Annotated in this window: 18 protein-coding genes; 10 read left to right on the forward strand and 8 right to left on the reverse strand. The window is 72.0% G+C overall.

Translation table 11 applies throughout. The features are described 5' to 3' along the window. From K7G59_RS15975 to glgB, 3 genes are all read left to right on the forward strand, one after another. A partial coding sequence (locus tag K7G59_RS15975; RefSeq protein ID WP_225834675.1) for an alpha-glucosidase C-terminal domain-containing protein occupies positions 1-265 on the forward strand: 265 nt, incomplete at its 5' end. 87 nt (positions 266-352) lie between these two features. Next, positions 353-1780 carry a phosphotransferase gene (locus K7G59_RS15980; RefSeq protein ID WP_225834677.1) on the forward strand — a complete coding sequence of 476 codons (1428 nt, stop codon included), beginning with the start codon at positions 353-355 and terminating at the stop codon, positions 1778-1780. Between the two features lie 89 nt (positions 1781-1869). Continuing rightward, on the forward strand, positions 1870-4053 hold the full coding sequence (glgB, locus tag K7G59_RS15985) for a 1,4-alpha-glucan branching enzyme (protein WP_225835096.1): 2184 nt from the start codon (positions 1870-1872) through the stop codon (positions 4051-4053). Here the strand turns inward: glgB and K7G59_RS15990 are convergent. From K7G59_RS15990 to K7G59_RS16005, 4 genes are all read right to left on the reverse strand, one after another. Next, positions 4028-6316 carry a UvrD-helicase domain-containing protein gene (locus tag K7G59_RS15990; RefSeq protein WP_225834679.1) on the reverse strand — a complete coding sequence of 763 codons (2289 nt, stop codon included), beginning with the start codon at positions 6314-6316 and terminating at the stop codon, positions 4028-4030. The genes glgB and K7G59_RS15990 overlap by 26 nt on opposite strands. 122 nt (positions 6317-6438) lie before the next feature. After that, on the reverse strand, positions 6439-6753 hold the full coding sequence (trxA, locus tag K7G59_RS15995) for a thioredoxin (protein ID WP_225835098.1): 315 nt from the start codon (positions 6751-6753) through the stop codon (positions 6439-6441). A 14-nt stretch (positions 6754-6767) separates the two neighbouring features. Further along, positions 6768-7196: a MerR family transcriptional regulator gene (locus tag K7G59_RS16000; RefSeq protein ID WP_225834681.1), complete on the reverse strand. Its 429-nt coding sequence runs from the start codon at positions 7194-7196 to the stop codon at positions 6768-6770. Positions 7197-7225: 29 nt separating this feature from the next. Further along, on the reverse strand, positions 7226-7756 hold the full coding sequence (locus tag K7G59_RS16005) for an Lrp/AsnC family transcriptional regulator (RefSeq protein ID WP_225834683.1): 531 nt from the start codon (positions 7754-7756) through the stop codon (positions 7226-7228). A gap of 45 nt (positions 7757-7801) precedes the next feature. On the opposite strand from K7G59_RS16005, the gene K7G59_RS16010 reads away from it, so the two are divergent. Together K7G59_RS16010 and K7G59_RS16015 are read left to right on the forward strand one after the other, a co-directional pair. Next, positions 7802-8716 carry an NAD-dependent epimerase/dehydratase family protein gene (locus K7G59_RS16010; RefSeq protein ID WP_225834685.1) on the forward strand — a complete coding sequence of 305 codons (915 nt, stop codon included), beginning with the start codon at positions 7802-7804 and terminating at the stop codon, positions 8714-8716. A gap of 1 nt (position 8717) precedes the next feature. Next, positions 8718-9593 (forward strand): aldo/keto reductase, encoded by an 876-nt coding sequence (locus tag K7G59_RS16015; RefSeq protein WP_225834687.1) that lies wholly within the window; start codon positions 8718-8720, stop codon positions 9591-9593. Here K7G59_RS16015 and K7G59_RS16020 read toward each other — a convergent pair. Further along, positions 9590-10354 carry a DUF2127 domain-containing protein gene (locus K7G59_RS16020; RefSeq protein WP_225834689.1) on the reverse strand — a complete coding sequence of 255 codons (765 nt, stop codon included), beginning with the start codon at positions 10352-10354 and terminating at the stop codon, positions 9590-9592. The two genes, K7G59_RS16015 and K7G59_RS16020, sit on opposite strands and share 4 nt — an antisense overlap. 107 nt (positions 10355-10461) lie before the next feature. Further along, entirely contained in the window at positions 10462-12177 is a 1716-nt protein-coding gene (locus K7G59_RS16025; RefSeq protein ID WP_225834691.1) for an MFS transporter, read from the reverse strand. A gap of 116 nt (positions 12178-12293) precedes the next feature. Here K7G59_RS16025 and K7G59_RS16030 point away from each other — a divergent pair, with 116 nt between their 5' ends. Continuing rightward, entirely contained in the window at positions 12294-12929 is a 636-nt protein-coding gene (locus tag K7G59_RS16030) for a TetR/AcrR family transcriptional regulator (RefSeq protein ID WP_225834693.1), read from the forward strand. Positions 12930-13247: 318 nt separating this feature from the next. Here K7G59_RS16030 and K7G59_RS16035 read toward each other — a convergent pair whose 3' ends face one another. Further along, a complete protein-coding gene (locus K7G59_RS16035) occupies positions 13248-14639 on the reverse strand; it encodes a cation:dicarboxylate symporter family transporter (protein WP_308295050.1) in 1392 nt (463 codons plus the stop codon). Positions 14640-14827: 188 nt separating this feature from the next. Between K7G59_RS16035 and K7G59_RS16040 the strand changes: the two genes are divergently transcribed. Both K7G59_RS16040 and K7G59_RS16045 read left to right on the forward strand, forming a co-directional pair. After that, positions 14828-16447: a sensor histidine kinase gene (locus K7G59_RS16040; protein WP_225834695.1), complete on the forward strand. Its 1620-nt coding sequence runs from the start codon at positions 14828-14830 to the stop codon at positions 16445-16447. Beyond that, the gene (locus tag K7G59_RS16045) at positions 16444-17154 is read left to right on the forward strand and encodes a response regulator (RefSeq protein WP_225834697.1); all 711 of its coding nucleotides are present in this window, start codon (positions 16444-16446) and stop codon (positions 17152-17154) included. The genes K7G59_RS16040 and K7G59_RS16045 overlap by 4 nt, the downstream gene beginning before the upstream one ends. 467 nt (positions 17155-17621) lie before the next feature. Here K7G59_RS16045 and K7G59_RS16050 read toward each other — a convergent pair whose 3' ends face one another. After that, positions 17622-18179 (reverse strand): hypothetical protein, encoded by a 558-nt coding sequence (locus K7G59_RS16050; protein ID WP_225834699.1) that lies wholly within the window; start codon positions 18177-18179, stop codon positions 17622-17624. 28 nt (positions 18180-18207) lie between these two features. Between K7G59_RS16050 and K7G59_RS16055 the strand changes: the two genes are divergently transcribed. Both K7G59_RS16055 and K7G59_RS16060 read left to right on the forward strand, forming a co-directional pair. Beyond that, positions 18208-19062: a 5'-methylthioadenosine/S-adenosylhomocysteine nucleosidase gene (locus K7G59_RS16055; protein ID WP_225834701.1), complete on the forward strand. Its 855-nt coding sequence runs from the start codon at positions 18208-18210 to the stop codon at positions 19060-19062. Between the two features lie 178 nt (positions 19063-19240). Continuing rightward, positions 19241-21148: a tetratricopeptide repeat protein gene (locus K7G59_RS16060; protein WP_374114238.1), complete on the forward strand. Its 1908-nt coding sequence runs from the start codon at positions 19241-19243 to the stop codon at positions 21146-21148. The last annotated feature ends 10 nt before the right edge of the window (positions 21149-21158 follow it).

Here is a 21158-nt window from a genome sequence, read left to right on the forward strand (position 1 = left end):
TCTGGGGTCCTACACCGAGTTGCCGTCCTCCAACCCCGCGGTGATCGCCTTCCTGCGGGAGTACGAGGACGACCTGGTGCTGTGCGTCAACAACTTCTCCAGGTTCGCCCAGCCGACCGAGCTGGATCTGCGGCGGTTCACCGGGCGGCACCCGGTCGAGTTGTCCGGCGGGGTCCGGTTCCCGGCGATCGGCGAGCTGCCGTACCTGCTGACGCTGGCGGGCCACGGCTTCTACTGGTTCCGGCTGCGCCGGAACGCCGCGTAGCCCCTGCCCGGTGGGGCGGTTTCGGCCGTCCTGCCCGGGGCACGCATCAGTGACACCCCGACCCTCCGGGGAAAGGACGTGACGCCCATGGCGGAAACGGTCGGCCCCTATGGCATCACCACTTCCAGCAGTCACCTCCTCGCTTCTCTCGACCCTCTGTTGCGCGAGTGGCTGCCCAGACAGCGCTGGTTCGCGGGCAAGGGGCGCCCGGTCACCGGATTCACACCGGTGTCGGTCACCCGACTGCTGCCGCCGGAAGGCCGGTTGGGCCTCTACCACCTGCTGCTGCGGGTCCACCAGCCGGCGGCGATCGGCGCGCCGCCCCACCCGGGTGACTGTTACCAGCTGCTGATCGGCGTGCGCGAGGCGCTGCCGCCCCGGCTGGCACCCGCGCTGATCGGGCACGTCGACGAGGGACCGCTCGCCGGACGCACGGTGTACGAGGCCCTGAACGACCCCCGGCCCGCCGAGCTGCTCCTGGAGGCCCTGCGCAGCCGGGCCCGCATCGGCAGGCTGCGCTTCGAGCGGGACCCGCAGCAGGAGATCCGGGACGGCCTGGTGGCCCGGCCGGTCACCGGCGAGCAGTCCAACTCCTCCGTCGTCTATGGAGATACGTTCATCCTCAAGCTGTTGCGCCGGGTCGTGCCCGGCGTCAACCCCGACCTGGAGATCCCGCTGGCGCTCGCCCGTGAGGGCTGCACCCGGGTGCCCGCGCCGACGGCCTGGCTGCATGCCGGGACGAGTACGGCGGCGGGTGCGGAGGCGTATCTCCTGGCCGTGCTCCAGCCGTATGTGCACGGCGCCACCGACGGCTGGGAGCTGGCGCTGCGCGAGCGGGCCAAGGGTGAGGACTTCACCGCCGAGGCGCGGACGCTGGGCCGGGCCACCGCCGAGGTGCACACCGCGCTCGCCCGTGCCCTGCCGACGGTCACCCTCGGCCACGCCCAGCTGCGGCAGCTGGCCGACGGCATGGCCGAGCGGCTGGGCGCGGCCACCCGGTCGGTGCCGGCGCTGCGGCCGTACGCGCCCGGGCTGCGCTCGGCCTACACGGCGCTGGCGGACCTCGCGGCCGAGGGCACCACCTGGACCGCCCAGCGCGTCCACGGCGATCTGCATCTCGGGCAGTGTCTGCGCTCACCGTCCGGCGACTGGTCGCTGATCGACTTCGAGGGCGAGCCGGCCCGGCCGCTGGCCGAGCGCCGCATACCGCAGCCGCCGCTGCGGGACATAGCCGGGATGCTGCGCTCCTTCGACTACGCGGCCCACTCGGGGGCCCCGCCCGCGCCCGACTGGGCGCGGGCGTGCCGGGCCGCCTACTGCCGCGGGTACGCGGAGGTCACCGGCCGCGACCCGCGCGGCGACCCGGTGCTGCTGCGGGCCTGCGAGACCGACAAGGCGGTCTACGAGGTCGTCTACGAGGCCCGGCACCGCCCCGACTGGCTCCCCGTGCCGCTCTCGGCCGTGCGCCGCCTCGCCTCGTCCGACCCGACCCTCGCCCGGGAGACCCCAACGTGACGTCCAGGAATCCGGTCACCACGAACAAGAGCAGGAAACCCGCCACCGCGCGGAAGAGGCCGAAGGCCGCGCCGCACGGGTCCGCCGCCATGGACCACGACGACCGGGAGCGGCTGCTGCGCGGCACCCATCACGATCCGCACGCCGTCCTGGGCGCCCACCCGGTGCCCGGCGCCGTCGCCGTCCGTGCCTTCCGCCCGCACGCCCGGTCGGTCACCGTGGTCTACGGCGACGCGCGGACGGCCCTGCACGACGACGGCGACGGGTTCTTCTCCGGGCTGCTGCCGCTCACCGAGGTCCCCGCGTACCACCTGCTCGTCGGGTACGGCGAACACGGCGGCACGGTCCACGACACCGAGGACCCCTACCGCTTCCTGCCCACGCTCGGTGAGCTGGACCTGCACCTGATCGGCGAGGGCCGGCACGAGCAGCTGTGGCAGGTGCTCGGTGCGCACGTCATGACCCACCAGGGCGTGCGGGGCACCCGGTTCTCGGTGTGGGCACCGAACGCGCGAGGGGTGCGGGTCGCGGGCGGTTTCGACTTCTGGGACGGCACCGGGTACCCGATGCGCTCGCTCGGCGCGTCCGGGGTGTGGGAGCTGTTCGTGCCGGGTGTCGGCGAGGGCGAGCTGTACAAGTTCGAGATCACCCGCCCGGACGGCTCACGCACCCTGCGCGCCGACCCGCTGGCCCGCCGCACCGAGGCCCCGCCCGCCACCGCCTCGATCGTCCACGCCTCGCACCACGAGTGGGGCGACGCCGAGTGGATGGCGCACCGGGGCGACATCCCCGTGCACGAGGCGCCGTTCTCGGTGTACGAGGTGCATCTCCCCTCGTGGCGGCCTGGACTGACCTATCGCCAGCTGGCCGAGGAGCTCACGGACTACGTCACCGACCTGGGCTTCACGCACGTGGAGCTGATGCCGGTGGCCGAGCATCCCTTCGGCGGCTCGTGGGGCTACCAGGTCACCGGCTTCTACGCCCCCACGGCCCGCCTCGGCACTCCCGACGACTTCAAGTACCTGGTGGACCGGCTGCACCAGGCCGGCATCGGGGTGCTGATGGACTGGGTCCCGGCGCACTTCCCGCGCGACGAGTGGGCGCTGGCCGAGTTCGACGGGCGTCCGCTGTACGAGCATCACGACCCGCTGCGGGCCGCCCACCCCGACTGGGGAACCCTGGAGTTCGACCTCGGCCGCCGGGAGGTGCGCAACTTCCTGGTGGCGAACGCCGTGTACTGGTGCGAGGAGTTCCACATCGACGGCCTGCGCGTGGACGCGGTCGCCTCGATGCTCTACCTCGACTACTCGCGCCGGCCGGGGCAGTGGACGCCGAACCGGTTCGGCGGCCGGGAGAACCTGGACGCGGTGGCCTTCCTCCAGGAGATGAACGCCACCGTGTACCGGCGCTGCCCCGGCGTGGTGACCGTCGCCGAGGAGTCGACGGCCTGGGACGGGGTCACCCGGCCCACCCACCACCGGGGTCCGAGCGGCTTCGGCGGGCTCGGGTTCGGGCTGAAGTGGAACATGGGCTGGATGCACGACTCGCTGGAGTACATGAGTCACGATCCGGTGCACCGCGCGCACCACCACGACGAGATGACCTTCTCGATGGTGTACGCCTACAGCGAGAACTACGTCCTGCCCATATCCCACGACGAGGTCGTGCACGGGAAACGGTCCCTGGTGTCGAAGATGCCCGGCGACTGGTGGCAGCGGCGCGCCAACCACCGCGCCTACCTGGGCTTCATGTGGGCCCACCCCGGCAAGCAACTGCTCTTCATGGGCCAGGAGTTCGCGCAGGGCGCCGAGTGGTCCGAGGCATGCGGCCCCGACTGGTGGCTGCTCGACCCGGCGTACGGTGCCGCGGCCGACCACCGGGGCGTGCGCGATCTGGTCCGCGACCTGAACGCCCTCTACCGCGCCACTCCGGCCCTGTGGCAGCGCGACACCGACCCGGCGGGGTTCGAATGGATCGCGGGGGACGCGGCGGACGGCGACGTCTTCGCGTTCCTGCGCCTCGACGCCGCCGGCCGCCCGCTGCTCGCGGTCTCCCACCTCGCCCCCGTGGTCCGGCACGACTACCGCCTCGGCGTTCCCGAGGACGTCCCGGCCTGGCGGGAGGTCCTCAACACCGACGCGGCACGCTACGGGGGCAGCGACGTGGTCCACCCCGACCCGGTCAAACCGGAACCACCGGGCGCGCACGGCCGCCCGGCGGGCATCCGGCTGACCCTTCCGCCGCTGGCTACGGTGTGGCTGCGGCCTGCTTGAGCCCCTCGGGGAGCGGGCCCGTGTGCAGCACCCCGAGCCTCTGCGTGGCCCGGGTGAGGGCGACGTACAGGTCGCTCGTGCCGTAGGCGCCCGGTTCGACCACCAGGACCGAGTCGAACTCCAGGCCCTTGGCCTGGCGGGGCTCGAGGAGGACGACGGTGCGGGTGAGGTCGGGTTCGGCGCCGGGGGTGACGCCGTCCAGGCGGGCGGCCAGCCGGCGGTGCAGTGCGCGCGGGGCGATCACCGCCAGCCGGCCCTCGGCCGGGGTGAGTTCGGTGACCGCCTCGGCGACCGCGCCGGGCAGGTCGCCGCCGGCGTCGCGCACCCAGGGCCGTACCCCGGTCGAGCGGACCGAACTCGGCGGTTCGAAGTGCGGGTTCTCGGCGCGGACCACGGCGGTGGCCAGCTCCATGATCTCGGACGGGGTGCGGTAGTTGACGCCGAGCCGGGTGTGCTCGAAGCGGTCCTCGACGTACGGCTCGAGGATCTCCGACCAGGAGCCGGCGCCCGCCGCCTGAGCCGTCTGGGCCGGATCGCCCACCAGGGTCATCGAACGGGTCGGGCTGCGCCGCATCAGCAGCCGCCAGGCCATCGGCGACAGCTCCTGCGCCTCGTCCACGATGATGTGCCCGAACGCCCAGGTCCGGTCGGCCGCGGCCCGCTCGGCGGCGCTGCGGTGGTCGGCCTCCTCGTGTCGCTCGGCGAACCGCTCGGCGTCGATGATGTCGTGCGCGGACAGCACCTCCGAGGCCTCGGGGTCGCCCTCCTCCTTGTCCTCGAACTCGTACGTCCGGGACGCGTACGACACGTCGAGCACACCCTGCGCGTAGGCGATCTGCGTCTCGCGTTCCCGCTCGGCGCGCTCCCGTGCCACCCGGTCGTCCTCGCCGAGGAGCTCGGCCGCCTCGTCCAGCAGCGGGACGTCCGCGACGGTCCAGGTCCGGGTCACCGGGCGGCGGATCGCGTCCGCGTCCTCCTCGGGCAGGTAGCCGTCGGGCTCGGCGAGGAAGTCCGCGACCAGCCGTTGCGGGGTGATCCGGGGCCACAACCGGTCGATGGCGGACCAGACTTCGGGGTTCTCGGCGAGTTCGTCGCGGATCTGGGTGAGGTCGGAGGCGTCGAGCAGGTTGCTGCCGTCGTACGGGTCGGTGCCCACGCGCTCGGCGTACAGATCGGTGAGCGTGTTGAGGATGTGGCCCTCGAAGTACTCGCGGGCCACGTTGTGCGGCAGAGTGGTCGCGCGGGTGCGCTCGCGGGCGACGCGTACGAGACCGTCGTCCAGCATCAGCACCTCGCGATCGTGCTCGATCGCGATGACCGGGTCGGGCAGCTCCTGCCGGTCGCGTACGACGGCGGCGAGCACGTCGGCCATGCCGGCGCGGCCCTTCACCGCGGCGGCCCGTTCGGTGTCGGTGGCGGTGGCCTTCACACCGGGGAACAGTTCGCCGACCGTGGCCAGCAGGACGCCGGTCTCGCCGAGGGAGGGCAGCACCTCGCCGATGTAGCCGAGGAAGGCCGGGTTCGGGCCGACGATGAGCACGGCCCGGCGGGCCAGCAGGTCGCGGTGTTCGTAGAGGAGGTAGGCGGCCCGGTGCAGCGCCACCGCGGTCTTGCCGGTGCCGGGACCGCCCTCGACGACCAGCACCCCGCGGTGGGGCGCCCGGATGATCTCGTCCTGCTCGGCCTGGATGGTCTGCACGATGTCGCTCATGCGGCCGGTACGTGCCGCGTTGAGCGCCGCCAGCAGCACGTCGTCGCCGTTGTGGTCCTCGTGGCCGGTGCGGGTGGCTTCACCGAGGTCCAGGATCTCGTCGTGCAGGTGGGTGACGGTCCGGCCCTCGGTGGCGATGTGCCGGCGGCGGCGCAGGCCCAGCGGGGTGTGGCCGGTGGCCAGGTAGAACGGGCGGGCGACGTCGGCCCGCCAGTCGATCAGGACGGGGGTGCGCTCGGTGTTGTCCTCGCGCAGCCCGATCCGGCCGATGTGGTGGCTGGTGCCGTCGGACAGGTCGATCCGGCCGAAGCAGAGCGAGCCGTCGACGGCGTTCAGCGCGGCGAGCAGCCCCGAGCGTTCGGCGACCAGGATGTCCCGCTCCAGCCGGGCCTGCATGGGCTTGTCGCCCTGGGCGAGTGCGTCCGCGACGGAGAGTTCGGCCTCTCCGCGCAGCATGTCGACGCGTGCGTACAGGCCGTCGATGAATTCCTGCTCGTGCCGCAATTCATCGTCCGGAAATTCGGTGTTTGACAATGCCACTCCCGCCCGCATATACTGTGTTCAGTGAACTTCTTCATGGCTCCGCTGGAACGAAGTCATGAATCACTGAATATACGCCGAGAAATCCCCCGAGCACAATTGCTCAGGGGATTTTTTCGTGGGCCGGGTTTCCTTTACAGCACGTCCGCCAGCTCTTCCAGCAGCCGCCGCTTGGGCCGTGCGCCCACCATGGAGCGCACCGGCTCACCGTCCCGGAACACCATCAGGGTCGGCATCGACAGCACGCCGTAGGCGACCGTCGTCTGCGGATTGCGGTCCACGTCCAGCTGGACGACCTTCAGCCGGTCGCCCTCCTCGAAGGCGATGTCCTTCAGCACCGGCGCGATCTGCCGGCAGGGCCCGCACCAGTCGGCCGTGAACTGCACCAGCACCGGCAGATCCGCGCCGATAACCTCCGTCTCGAAGTCCGCGTCCGTCACCTCGGCCAGTCCGTCCGTCACGCTCACCGTGTCAGCCCTCCAAGCTCGCACACGGGTTCCGGACCCCCCGGAACCAGCGCCTCGGCGGCCAGCTCGTCCCGGGCCCGCTCGGCCCGCCGCAGCTGTCCCGCCACCTGCTCGCGCACCGCCGTCAGCTGCCCGATGAGCGCGTCCAGCTCCGCCAGCTTGCGCCGGTAGACGACGAGGGAGGCCGGGCAGGAGTCGCCCTCCGGGTGCCCGGCCCGCAGGCACTCCACGAACGGCCGCGTCTCCTCCAGGTCGAACCCGAAGTCCTGCAGCGTCCGGATCTGCCGGAGCAGCCTGAGATCGCTCTCGTCGTAACGGCGGTGTCCCCTGTCGTCGCGCCGGGCGGGCAGCAGCCCCCGCGCCTCGTAGTAGCGCAGGGTGCGGGTGGTGGTACCGGCCCGTGCGGCCAGCTCGCCGATTCGCATGTCCACGACCGTAGGCGTTGACGTCGGCGTCAAGGCAAGCCGGGACGGTCGGGCGGCAGCAGCGGCTTGTGGCGCACCGGCGAGGACAGCACGATCGACGTGGTCGTACGGCCCAGCGCCGAGGTCTGCTCCAGGATCTCCTCCAGGTGCACGGTGTCGGCGACGGCGACCTTGAGGATCCAGCAGTCCTCGCCGACCGTGTGATGCACCTCGACGATCTCCGGGCGGTCGGTCAGCTCCCGGGTCCTGGGGTGCATGAGGTTGTAGCCGCCGTGCGGGTTCACCCGGATGAAGGCCTGGATGCCGTAGCCGAGGCGGGCGGGTGCGACCCGGGCGCCGTACCCCTCGACCACCCCGGCCGCCTCCAGCCGGCGCACCCGCTCCGCGACGGCCGCCGGGCTCAGACTGACCCGCCGGCCCAGCTCGCTCAGCTTGATCCGCCCGTCGGCCTGCAGCAGCCGGAGTATCTCCCGGTCCACCGCGTCGAAGGCCACCGGTGTTTCGTTGGCGACGGCGCGCAGATGCCGCGGTTCTTTCGGCGCGGCTGCCGTATCTCCCATGTCTCCCCCTTCAGAGCGTCGTGCTGCGAACGGAGAATTATGGCCATGACAAAGGCACGAGAGGTACTGGTCATCGGCGGCAACCGCTATTTCGGCAAGCGGCTGATCACCCGGCTGCTGGCGGCGGGCGACCGGGTCACGGTCCTGAACCGGGGGTCGCTGGCCCCGCCGCCGGGCGCGGAACACCTGGTGGCCGACCGGGCCGGGGAAGGCGCCCTCGTCGCGGCGCTGGGCACCCGTACCTTCGACGTCGTCGTCGACCAGGTCTGCTACAGCCCGCGCCACGCCGGCATCGCCCGCCGGGTCTTCACGGGCCGCACCGGCCGCTATCTGATGACCTCGACCGTGGAGGTGTACGAGCAGGAGGACACCGACGCGTTGGTGCCGGAGAGCACGGTCGATCCGCGTACGGTCGCGGTCGACCTGGAGCTGCCCTGGGACGATGCTGAGTTCATCGAGCGAAACTACGGCGAGGGCAAGCGGCAGGCGGAGGCGGTGTTCACCGCCGCCGGCCCGGAACTGCCGTTCGCGTCCGTCCGCCTCGCCCATGTCCTGGGCGGCGACGACGACTTCACCGGCCGCCTGGCCCACTACGCCGACCGCATCCGCACCGGTGCACCGATCCTGGTGCCGCCGCTTCCCCGGCCCGCGACGTACATCCACGTGGAGGAGGTCGCCGACTTCCTGTTCTGGGCGGTGGGGCAGGAGTTCACGGGCCCGGTGAACGCTGCCTCGCACGGGAAGCTCGGGGTCCGGGAGCTGTGCGCCGAGGTGGCGGCACAGATCCCCGGCGGGAAGCTGGTGTTCGAGGAGACCGAGTCGGGGGAGGTCTCCCCCTTCGCCTTCCGCCGCAGCTACCCCATGGACAACTCCCGTGCCGCCGGACTCGGTTTCGGCTTCGACCACGCACGGCTGTGGCTGCCGAAGGCCATCGCCGAAACGCTCGGAAAGGACAACTGACGTGCGGTACCGCACCCTTGGCGGCCTGAAGGTGAGCGCGGTCGGGCTGGGCGCCATGCCGCTGTCGATCGAGGGCCGCCCGGACGAGGAACGCGCCCTCGCCACGGTCCACGCGGCGCTGGAGGCGGGCGTGACCCTGCTCGACACCGCCGACTCCTACCACCTTCCGGGCCAGGACCCCGGCCACAACGAACTCCTGCTGGCCCGCGCGCTCGCCGCGTACGGCGGCGACACCGACGGCGTGCTGGTCGCGACCAAGGGCGGCCGGGGCAGACCGGCGGACGGCAGCTGGACGGTGACGGGCACACCGGCCCATCTCAGGGCGGCGGCCGAGGCCTCCCTGAAGCGGCTCGGCGTCGAGGCCATCGGCCTCTACCAACTCCACAAGCCCGACCCTGCCGTGCCGTTCGAGGACTCCGTGGGCGCGTTGCGCGACCTCCTCGACGAGGGCAAGATCCGCCTGGCCGGCCTCTCCAACGTCACCACGGAGCAGATCCGCCGCGCCCACGCGATCCTCGGCGACCGCCTGGTGTCCGTGCAGAACCGCTACTCCCCCGAGATCCGCGACAGTGACCCGCAGCTGCGCCTGTGCGCGGAGCTGGGACTGGCCTTCCTGCCCTGGAGCCCCCTGGGCGGCATCTCGCGCAGCTCGCTGGACGGGCCGTCGGGGCAGGGGCCGGACCCGCGCTACGCCGCGTTCCACGAGGTGGCCCACGACCGCGCCGTCAGCCCCCAGCAGGTCTGTCTTTCCTGGCTGCTGTCCCTCTCCCCCACCGTGATCCCCATCCCGGGCGCCAGCCGCCCGCAGACGATCCGGGACTCGGCTCTGGCGGCGGAACTGGAGCTGACCGAGGAGGAACTGGCGAGGCTGCCCTAGACCATCACCCCCGCCGACTCCTCCACCTCCATCAGGGACGCGCTGTGCCGCTCCGCCTCGAAGGCCCTGCGACCGCCGCGCAGGCCGAACAGGCGCTTGGTGAGGGCGATGTAGAGGACCGCGAGGATGTTGAGGACGAGGGTGGCGATCTTCAGGTAGCTGATCTTCTCGGTGAGTTCGTAGATCTCCAGCGGGAGGAAGGCGGCCGTCGCGACCACCGTCAGGTACTCCGCCCAGCGCTTGGCGTACCAGAGGCCGACCGCCTCGATCAGTTCGACGAGCGCGTAGGCGAGGAGCACGGCCGCCACCAGGAGCAGGGTGCTGTGCTTGTAGCCGAAGGCCTTCTGGATGGACCCGACGACCGGGGAGTGGTCCAGGTCGTAGTGGAAGTGCTTGAAGACCGGGCGGAGGGCGTCCAGGTACTCGTTGAACAGGCGGCGCACCGCGTCCTGGCTGTTGCTGAACTTCCACACCGCCGCCGCGACCAGGACGATGAACACGCCCCGCACGGCCCGCTCGACGGCCAGGAAGCGCAGGATGAACAGGTCGCGCAGGACCTTGCCGCGCGGCACCAGCGGCGCGTCCGCGGCCGGCCCCGAGCCGTGCGGCTCGCCCAGCACGAAGTCGCCGCAGCGCAGACAGCGCCACACCTCGCCGAGCGCGGTCTGGGCGTGCAGCCTTATCCGCAGCCGCGGGTCGTCCGGCGCGTAGGTGACGTGCCCCTTGCGCGCGCAGGTGCGCCGGTCCCAGTCGATCTTCATCCCCCGTGCCTCCATGCAGGTACTGACTCACACGTACTGACGCCACGCACGAACGTGCCGTTCCGGTTGATCCGGAGCGGCACGTTAGCTGATGGGAACGGGGGCGGTCAGCCGGCCGGGGTCCGCGCCGGTTCCTTGCCGCCTTCCCTCCGCTCTTCCTTCACCTCGGGCACCTCGGGCACCTCGGGTGCGGCGGCCTCCCGGCGCGGCAGCAGGACCGCGACCAGGACGGTGCCGATGCCGAGGACCACCGCGCCGACCAGGCTGGTGCGGGCCACCGCGTCGGAGAAGGAGGAGCCGACCGCGTCGGCCATCTGCCGGGCGCCGACGGCGAGTTCGGCGGCCTGCTGCTTGAGCTGCGCGGCCTGCTGCGGGTCCTTTGCGTGCGCCGCCTGCGCGGCGAGTCGGTGGGCCTTCTCGCCGATGCCCTGGGCGACGGCGTACCCGGCGCCGACCGAGTCCTGCGCGGTGTCCCGGGCGCTCGCCGGGAGCCTGCTGCCGGCGGTGGCGTCGCTCAGGTGGTTGCTGTACGACGTGGCGAGCAGCGAGCCCAGGATCGCGATGCCGAGGGAGCCGCCCAGCTCCAGCGAGGTGTCGTTGACCGCGCCGCCGACGCCCAGCTCGAACTCCGGGAAGGCGCCCATGATCGCGTCGGTGCAGGGCGAGAGGGCGAGGCCGATGGCCAGGCCGAGGATGATCAGGGGTGTCACGAAGTCGGCGTACGTCGAAGCCGCGTCCACCCGCGCCAGCAGGGCCAGCGCGGTCGTACCGGCGACCATGCCCGCGGTGACGGTCCACTTCATGCCGAAGCGCGGGGTGAGCACGCCGGTCAGCGCCGAACCGACGAAGACCGCGCCGGCCAGCGGCAGCATGCGGACGCCGGTCTCCAGGGCGTCGTAGCCGAGGACGAACTGCAGGTGCTGGGTCAGGTAGTAGAACGCGCCGAAGACGGCGAGGAAGAACAGCGCGACGGCGAGGTTGGAGCCCGCGAAGCGGCGGGCGGTGAAGCGGCGCACGTCCAGGATCGGGCGGGGGTGGCGCAGCTCCCAGGCGATGAAGGCGGCCAGGCCCACGCCCGCGACGACCGCCGCCGTGATCGCCTTGGCGCCCCAGCCGAAGTGCGGGCCCTCAATGATCATGTAGACCAGCGAGCCGGTCCAGATCACCGACAGCAGCCCGCCGACGTAGTCGATGCGGTTGTGCTTCCCTTCCGAGCCGCCCGCCCTGGACGGCGGAACGAGCACGAAGGCGGCGACGAGCGCCACGGCCGCGATGGGCACGTTGATCAGGAAGGTCGAGGACCAGCCGTGGCCGCGCAGCAGGGCTCCGGCGACCACCGGCCCGGCGGCGATGGCGAGACCGGCGGTGGCGGTCCACAGGGTGATCGCCTTGGCACGTTCGGCCCGCGGGAAGGTGGCGGCGAGCAGCGAGAGCGTGGCGGGCATGATGAGCGCCGCGCCGACACCCATCACGGCACGGGCGGCGATGACGGTCGCGGCGCTGCCGGCGAAATAGCCGAAGACGGCGCCCGCGCCGAACACCGTCAGCCCGAGCACGAGCGCGCCGCGGCGGCTGTACTTGTCGCCGATCGCGCCGAGCAGCAGCATCAGCGCCGCGTACGGGACGGTGTAGCCGTCGATCACCCACTGCAGGTCGGCGCTGGACAGGCCGAGGTCCTTCGTCATGTCGGGCGCCGCGACCGTGAGGGCGGTGTTGGCCATCACGATGATCAGCAGGCTCAGGCAGAGCACGAGCAGCGCCCACCAGCGCCGACCGTAGGGGCGCTCCATCCTTTCGACCGGTTCGGTCATGACGAGTCGCATGGCAGGGGTCGCCTTCCTTGATGCACGACGGTGTTGCACATCAATGTGCAATTACACAACCATGCGCAAATGTACGCCGTTGCACATCACTGTGCAAGTCAGGAAGGACGTGCAGAATGGCCGTCATGACCACGGGCAACACCAGCCGCGCCGACGCCAACCGGCGCCGCATCCTCGACGTCGCCCTCGCCGAGCTGCTACGCGACCCCGACGCCTCCATGGACCAGATCGCACGCGCCGCGGGAGTCGTACGGCGGACCGTGTACGGCCACTTCCCGAGCCGCGAGGCGCTGATCAGCACGCTGGTCGACGGGGCGGTCGAAGCGCTGGCGGAGGCGGACGCGAGGGCCCGGGAAGGGGTCGCCGACCCGGCGGAGGCGGTGGCCCGGTCGGTGCTCGCCGTCTGGGAGATCGCCGACCGTTACCGGCTGCTGGTCGCCCTGGCCCAGCGCACGGTCACCGTGCAGGGCATCCGCGAGCGTCTCGCCCCCTTGCGCGAGAACACGGTCCGGCTGCTGCAGCGCGGCCTGGACGAGGGCGTCTTCCGTTCTCCCCTGCCCGCGCCTGCCCTCGCCTACGTCCACGAGCAGATGCTGTTCGCGGTGACGGAGGCGGTGAACGACGGGTTGGTGGCAGCGCAGGAGGCGGGCCGCTCGGCCGCGGTCACGGCGCTGACCGCGGCGGGCGTGCCCGCCTCCACGGCCGCCGCGCTGGTGGCCGGGGTGAGTGAGGACAAGAAGCCGGACGGCTGAGTGAACGGGGCAGACTCAGCCGCCCGGCGGCGGTGACCGGACGCCCTGCCCGGGTTCAGGCGGGGCCGGACGTCCGGAGTATGTGCGGACCTGTACGAGGCAGGCCCGCTTGTGCGGGTCAGGCCTTCGCCAGCGCTCCGTCCCGCGGCTCGGGGAGCTCGGCGGCCGGGGTGAGTGAGGACAAGAAGCCGGACGGCTGAGTGAACGGGGCAGACTCAGCCGCCCGGCGGCGGTGACCGGACGCCCGGCCCGGGTTCAGGCGGGGCCGGGCGTCCGGAGTATGTGCGGACCTGTACGAGGCAGGCCCGCTTGTGCGGGTCAGGCCTTCGCCAGCGCTCCGTCCCGCGGCTCGGGGAGCTCGGCGGCCGTCGGCTCGGCCGCGTCGTCCAGCTGGGTCGTCTCGTCGAAGGGCAGCTCGCCGGCGAGGACCCGCCGGACCCGGTCCCGGTCGATCTCCTTCGTCCAGGTACCCACCAGCACGGTGGCCACCGCGTTGCCGGCGAAGTTCGTCAGCGCCCGCGCCTCGCTCATGAACCGGTCGATACCGACGATCAGGCCGACGCCGTCGACCAGCGCGGGCTTGTGCGACTGCAGACCGCCGGCCAGGGTGGCGAGCCCGGCGCCGCTGACGCCCGCCGCGCCCTTGGAGGCCAGCAGCAGGAAGAGCAGCAGCGGGATCTGCTCGCCGACGGACATCGGCGTACCGAGCGCGTCGGCGATGTACAGGGACGCCATGGTCATGTAGATCATGGTGCCGTCGAGGTTGAAGGAGTAGCCGGTCGGCACGGTGATGCCGACGACCGGCCTGCTGACGCCCAGGTGCTCCATCTTCGCGATCAGCCGCGGCAGCGCGGACTCGGAGGAAGAGGTGGAAAGGATCAGCAGGAACTCGCGGGCGAGGTACTTGAACAGCGACAGGACGTTCACTCCGGCGACGACCCGCAGCAGCGCGCCGAGCACGACGAAGACGAACAGGAAGCAGGTCACGTAGAAGCCGAGCATCAGCACGGCCAGGCTCTTGAGCGCGTCCAGGCCGGCCGAGCCCGTGACGGCGGCGATGGCGCCGAAGGCACCGATCGGCGCGGCCCACATGACCATCGACAGGATGCGGAAGACGAGCCGCTGGACGTGCTCGATGCCGCGCAGCACCGGCTGGCCGACCGGCCCCATGGCCTGCAGCGCGAACCCGGCGAGCAGCGCGACCAGCAGCGTCTGGAGGACCTGGCCCTCGGTGAAGGCCGAGACGAAGGTCTTCGGGATGATCGACAGCACGAAGTCGACCGGCGGCAGCGCGTCGGAGGAGACCTGGTCGTGCCCGGACGCCTTGATGGCGTCGGTGATGTGCAGCCCGTCGCCCGGGTGCAGCACATTGCCGACGACGAGCCCGATGGCGAGCGCGACGAGCGACATCACCAGGAAGTAGCCGAGGGCGATACCGCCCACGGCCCCCACCCTGGCGGCCTTCCGCACGGACCCGATGCCGAGCACGATCGTGCAGAAGATGATCGGCGAGATCATCATCTTGATCAGGTTCACGAAGCCCGCGCCCAGCGGCTTCAGCTGCACCGCGGCGTCGGGCCAGATGAGCCCCACGGCGATACCGAGCGCGACCGCCACGATGACGGCGATGTACAGGTAATGGGTGCGGTCCCGGTGCACAGCGGGTGCAGCGGGTGCGGCAGGTGCCGTGTCGGGGGTGCTGGCGGCCACGACTGCCCTCCTTGACGTCTTCGTCGGTGAACAACCGGCGTGCGGCTCACGTCCGGGCGTTGCTGGGGAATGCCGTGACTATCTCCCGCCCTGTGAGGGCGGTCACCCTTCCGTTCATTTAGTTCACGTGCCCCGCGGCCCACGGGGCACATTTAGTTCCCGGCCGGCCGGAGAGGCACACTGCTGACATGCGCTTTCCCACCCTCCGCCGACCGCGCAGCCTGGCGGGCCAGCTCTTCGCCATGCAGGCCGTGCTGCTCGCGGTGGTGGTGGCCGGCTACGCGCTGTTCACGTACGTCAACGACCAGCGGCAGGCGGTGCACGCGGCGACCGGCCGGGCGAGCGCGGTGGCCCGCACCATCGCCGACTCCCCCGCGGTCCGCACCGCGGTCCGCACCGCCGACCCCAGCGCTCAGCTCCAGCCGTACGCCCTCCAGGTCACCCGGGACGCGGACGTCGACTTCGTCACGATCATGAATCCCTCCGGCATCCGCTGGACCCACCCCGACCGCAGGCAGATCGGCAAACGCTTCCTCGGCCACATCGGCCCCGCCCAGCACGGCCGCACTTTCACCGAGACGTACACCGGCACGCTCGGCCCGTCCGTGCGCGCGGTGACGCCCGTCGAGGAGGACGGCCGTGTGGTCGCCCTGGTGAGTGCAGGCATCAGGGTGGAGGCGATCAGCCGCCGGGCGCAGGACCAGGTCACCGCCCTGCTCGGGGTCGCGGGCGGCGTGCTGCTGCTGGGCGCGGTCGGCACGTACGTCATCAACGCCCGGCTGCGCCGCCACACCCACGGGATGAACGCGGCCGAGCTGAGCCGGATGCACGACTACCACCAGGCGGCCCTGCACGCGGTCCGTGAGGGCCTGCTGATGCTGGACGGGCAGTACAGGGTGGCGCTGATCAACGACGGCGGCCGGGAGCTGCTGGGCGTGGGCGACGAGGAGGACGTGGTGGGCCGTTCCGTGGCGGACCTCGGCCTGCCCGCCCCGCTGACGGGCGCGTTGCTGGCCTCCGGGCCGCGGGTGGACGAGGTGCACCTGACCGCGACCCGGGTGCTGGTGGTGAACACCTCACCGGTGTCGGGCGGAGAACGCCGCGGCACGGTGGCGACCCTGCGCGATGTCACCGAACTCCAATCGCTGATGGGCGAGTTGGACTCGGAGCGGGGTTTCACGCAGGCGCTGCGCTCCCAGGCGCACGAGGCCGCGAACCGGCTCCACACGGTCGTCTCGCTGATCGAACTGGGCCGCGCCGAGGAGGCGGTGGAGTTCGCGACGGCGGAACTGGAACTGGCACAGGCCCTCACCGACCAGGTGGTGGCGGCGGTGAGCGAGCCGGTGCTGGCGGCTCTGCTGCTGGGCAAGACGGCGCAGGCGAACGAGCGGGGCGTGGAGCTGGTGGTGTCCCCGGACAGCCGCCTCGACGACGGACTGCTGCCCGGGAGTCTGTCCGCGCGTGACCTGGTGACGATCCTCGGCAACCTCATCGACAACGCGGTGGACGCGGCGCAGGGCAGCGTACGGGCACGGGTCACGGTGACGGCGTACGCGTCGGACACCGACCTGGTGATGCGCGTGTCCGACACCGGCCCGGGGGTCGACTCGGCCCACGCCGGCCTGGTATTCCAGCGGGGGTTCTCGACGAAGCCCGCCGGGCCGGGCGGGCGCGGCCTGGGACTGGCCCTGGTACAGCAGGCGGTGACACGGCACGAGGGGACGCTGAGCGTGACGGAGGCCGAGGAGGGCGGCGCGGTGTTCGAGGTGCGGCTGCCGCTGCGCACGGCGGTGGGTGACGGCGCATGACGAACGGGCGGCAGACGGCCGACCAGTCGCGGCCGATCAGGGTCCTCGTCGTGGAGGACGACCCGGTCACCGCGGACGCGCACGTGCTCTACGTCGGCCGGGTGCCGGGGTTCGTGGCGGTGGGCAAGGCGCACACGGGGGCGGAGGCGCGGAGGTTCCTGGACCGTACGCCGGTGGACCTGCTGCTGCTGGACCTGCACCTGCCGGATGTGCACGGCCTGCAGCTGGCGCGGTCGCTGCGGGCGGCGGGGCATCATGCCGACGTCATAGCGGTGACGTCCGCACGGGACCTGGCCGTGGTCCGGGAGGGTGTCTCGCTGGGCGTCGTCCAGTACGTCCTGAAGCCGTTCACGTTCGCCACCCTGCGGGACCGGCTGGCGCGGTACGCCGAGTTCCGCGGCGCGGCGGGAGAGGCGAGCGGGCAGGACGAGGTGGACCGGGCACTGGCGGCCCTGCGCGCGCCGTCACCTGCGGCGCTGCCGAAGGGATTGAGCGGGCCGACGCTGGAGCGGGTGACTTCGGCCCTGCGGGAGGCAAAGGAGGGGCTCACGGCGGCGGGGGTCGCGGTGACCGTCGGAATCTCCCGGATCACCGCGCGACGGTACCTGGAGCACCTGGTGGAGGCGGGGCGGGCCGAGCGGAAGCCGGTGTACGGGCAGGTGGGGAGGCCGGAACTGGTCTATCGGTGGGTGTCTCAGGGGCGGTGAGGGCCTGGGCGCGGACGCGGGCCTGGACGGCTTAGGCGTGTGAGAACGGCACGAGCCCGGCCCCGGTTGAGGGAGCCGGTCCCGCGAAGCCACCAGCACCCGGTGCCGTCTGCCGCCCGGCAGCAGGAGCCCGTACCTGATGCGAGCGCACGCAGCAGCGAGTGGAGTGCCTGGTCTGCGGTGACCGGCGTGTCGTCGTACCCGTGCAGTCCACGAAGAGCACGCCCCGGGGAACCGATGCCGCCGAGCCCGGGACACGGCGGTGACGAGGGCGGCCTGGTCGCGGCTCGGACGGTCCAGCGCGGCTCGCAGCCGCCCCGACTCCCCGTCACGTCCGGTGAATCCGGTCGCCCTCGGCGGCAGCGCGTCCAACGCCGTCGGCGCCGGCGCCGACGCCTGCTGCCGGTACTCGGCCTTGCCGATGACCGGCGCGTGGAACCCCCCTCCCTGGAAGTCGATGTGATCGCTCACCCTGCGCCGCCCCCCGGCCCGAAGGGCAGGGCGTACTGCACGATGTACACCCCCAGCCCGACAACCGAGCCCGCCTCCAGCACGGACAGGGCCCCCAGTCCCGCCGAGACCTCACCGCCCGCCCAGTACACGACCAGCGCGCTCAGCGGCACGACGCAGAAGGCCAGCAGGTCGACCACGCACTGCACGACCTTCCGGGAGAACCGCCGGGCGTCCCCCCGGTGCGCGACCTCCCACTGGAAGACCTGCGCACCCTCCGCCCGCACCAGCTCCGCCAGCCGGGGTCCCAGCTCGCCGCGCACATAGGCTCCGATCGCCGAGATCTTCTGGTCGTTGACCAGATACGTCCACCCGAGCACCACGCACACCGGCGGCAGCGCGAGCAGCATCTCCGTCCGCTCGGCCTGGGCGGCGGCGGCGATCACCGCGGCGACGACGGTCAGGGTGACGTAGAGCAGGTTGTCCCGGAACCCGATCCGTGTCTTCTGCTCGTCCTTGATCGTCTGGTATTCGGTGAGCAGCAACTGCCCCACGGTGACGTCTCGTTCCGGCACTCCAACCCCTTCCCCCCGGCAGTACCTTATGAGTGTGCCGCAGACTGAGCCCACCGTTCTGGTCCTGACCGCGCTCGCGTTGGAATACGCGGCGGTGCGCCCCTACATCGAGGAGCGGGAGGAGCTGACACATCCCGGCAACGGCACCATCGTCGAGGTGGGCCGCCTGCCCGGCACTCCGTGGCGCGTCGCCGCCGCCGAGCTGGGCGAGGGCGCCCGGATCACCGCCGCGCTGACCGCGTCGCTCATCGGCTGGCTGCGCCCGCAGGCCGTGCTGTTCGTGGGGGTGGCGGGCAGCCTCAAGGACGACATCGGTCTCGGGGACGTCGTGGTGGGCACCAAGGTGTACGCCATCCACGGCGGCAAGGCGACACCCGACGGGCTCCAGGTGCGCCCCGAGGCGTGGTCCGGAGCCAACGCGCTGGTGCAGGCGGCACGTTCAGCGGTGCGGGACATGCCGGACGTACGGGCGCACTTCAAGCCGATCGCCACGGGGGACGTGGTCCTGGCCGACGACGAGTCCGAGATCGCCCGGCTGATCCGCAAGAACTACAACGACACCGCCGCCTTCGAGATGGAGGGCTCGGGAGCGGCTCACGCGGCCCATCTGGAGGGCCGGGACGCCCTGGTGGTGCGGGGCATCAGCGACCACGCCAATCCCGACAAGGCCAAGGACGACGCCGGAGGCTGGCAGGAGCGGGCGGCCCAGCAGGCGGCGGCCGTGGCGATGGCCGTCCTGCGCAAGTATCGGCGGCAGAGCGGGAGTTCGGCTGCCGACAGCTCTGAGGAGGGGCCCCAAGCAGGCTACGGGGGCGACCACATCGACTTCCGGGGCTCGACCTTCCACGGGCCCGTCATCGGAAAGCGGGTCGGAGGCCGGTAGTGCCCCGGGTAGCGGCAGGGCCACCGTCCACGGCCCCGTCCCGCGCGCCAGCGCCACGCTCCCGCTCCGGCCCCTCGGCTTCACCGGCCGCGGGGAGGAGCTGAACCGCCTGCTGCCCTGCCTCGCGCCCGCCTCGGACGACAGCGCACCGCCCATCGTCATCTCCGCGCTCACCGGCATGGGCGGCATCGGCAAGACCGCGCTCGCGCTGGAGGCGGCGCACCGGGCGTGCGGGAAGGGCTGGTTCCCCGGCGGCACGCTCTTCGTGGATCTTCGCGGATACGACGAGAACCCGGTCACCGCGGACCAGGCGGTACTGGCCCTGCTGGACGTGCTCGGCGTGCAGGGGCCCGAGCTGCCGACGACGACGGCACGGCAGCACGACGCGTACCGGGACGCCCTCGTCGGCCGGGCCCGGACGCTGATCGTCCTCGACAACGTGTCGGACCCGGCGCAGTTCCGTGAGCTGCTGCCCGGCACCGACCGCCACCGGGTCCTCATCACGTCGCGGGACCGCCAGGACGCCCTGCCGATCCGGCTCATCGACCTGGAGACGCTGGACCCGGCCGACTCGGTGGCCCTGCTGACCCGGGCGCTGCTGGACGCCGACGAGCGCGACGACCGGCCGGGACGGGAGCCGGAGGCCCTGCACCGGCTCGCCGAGCTGTGCGGCCATCTGCCGCTGGCCCTCCAGATCGCCGCGGCGATGCTCCGCCGGCGCCGGATACGGGGCATCGCCTCCCTGGTCGCCGAGATCGAGCAGGCCGGGGACCCGAGCCGCGTTCTGGACAGCGGCAGTCCGGGGGCGGACCTGTACGGCCGCTCGCTCGCCCTGCGGCCGGTGCTGGAGACGTCGTACCGCCGACTGCCGGACGAGCAGGCCCGGCTGCTGCGGCTGCTGGCGCTGGTTCCCGGCGGGGACGTCAGCACCGAGGCGGTCGCCGCGCTGGGCGGCCTGGACCTGCTGGACGCCGTGCGTGTGCTGGAAGACCTGGCCGCCACCTATCTCGTCACGCCGGTCGTCGGGGACGGGCTGTCGTCCGAACACCGCTGGCGGATGCACGACCTGGTGCGCGCGTTCACCGCCCGGGTGGGCGCCGGGGACGCGGCCCTCCGCGAGGAGCGGGAAGCGGCACGGGACCGGTTGTTCGGGTTCTATCTGCGGTGGGCGGACGCGGCCGACACCCGCTTGCGCTGGTTGCCGGGGACGCCGGAGCCGGAGCGGTTCGCGGACCCCGGTCAGGCTCTGGCCTGGCTGGACGGAGAGCGGGCGGCCCTGGTGGCGGCAGTGCAATGGGCATCGGAGGAGGGACACGCGGACGTGGCCATGGCGCTGGGCCAGTGCCTGACCACATACCTGGACTGGCGGCGTTACTTCGACGACCTGGTGAGCGTCACCCGCGCCGCCCAGGAAGCCGCGCACCAGCTCGGGGACAGCCGCTACGACGAAGCCACCACGTGGGGCAACCTCGGTAACGCCCTGAGCAGGGCGGGCCGTCTGGACGAGGCCGTCGACGCCCTGACCCATGCCCTCGACCTGTTCCAGGCCACCGGCGACCGCACCGACGAGGCCATGGCATGGGTCAACCTCGGTATCACCAGGGCACGAGCGCGCCGTCTGGACGACGCCATCGACGCCCTGACCCGCGCCCGCGACCTGTTCCAGGCCACCGGCGACCACATCGCCGAGGCCAGGACGTGGCTCAACATCGGCAACGTGTTGGGGGAGGGGCACCGGATGAACGAGGCCATCGACGCCCTGACCCATGCCCTCGACCTGTTCCAGGCCACCGGCGACCGCCACAGTGAGGGCGTGGCCTGGCACAATCTCGGCCTCGCCTTGCAGGGATCGGACCGGATCGACCAGTCGAACGAGGCATTCGGACATGCCGGCGAGATACACCAGGAGTTCGGGGACTGGTATCGGGTCGGCCAGGCTCTCAGCCAACTGGCCCACAACCACGAGGGTCTCAGCCACCCCGCCACGGCACGCGCCCACTGGCTGAAGGCCGCCGACGCCTATTCCCGTGCCAACGCCCCCGCCGAAGCCGCCGTAGCCCTGTCCCGCGCAGACTCATTGACCTGACTGGACAAAG

Source organism: Streptomyces sp. NK08204 (genome assembly GCF_020400585.1).
In the GTDB taxonomy this organism is placed as follows: Bacteria; Actinomycetota; Actinomycetes; order Streptomycetales; family Streptomycetaceae; genus Streptomyces.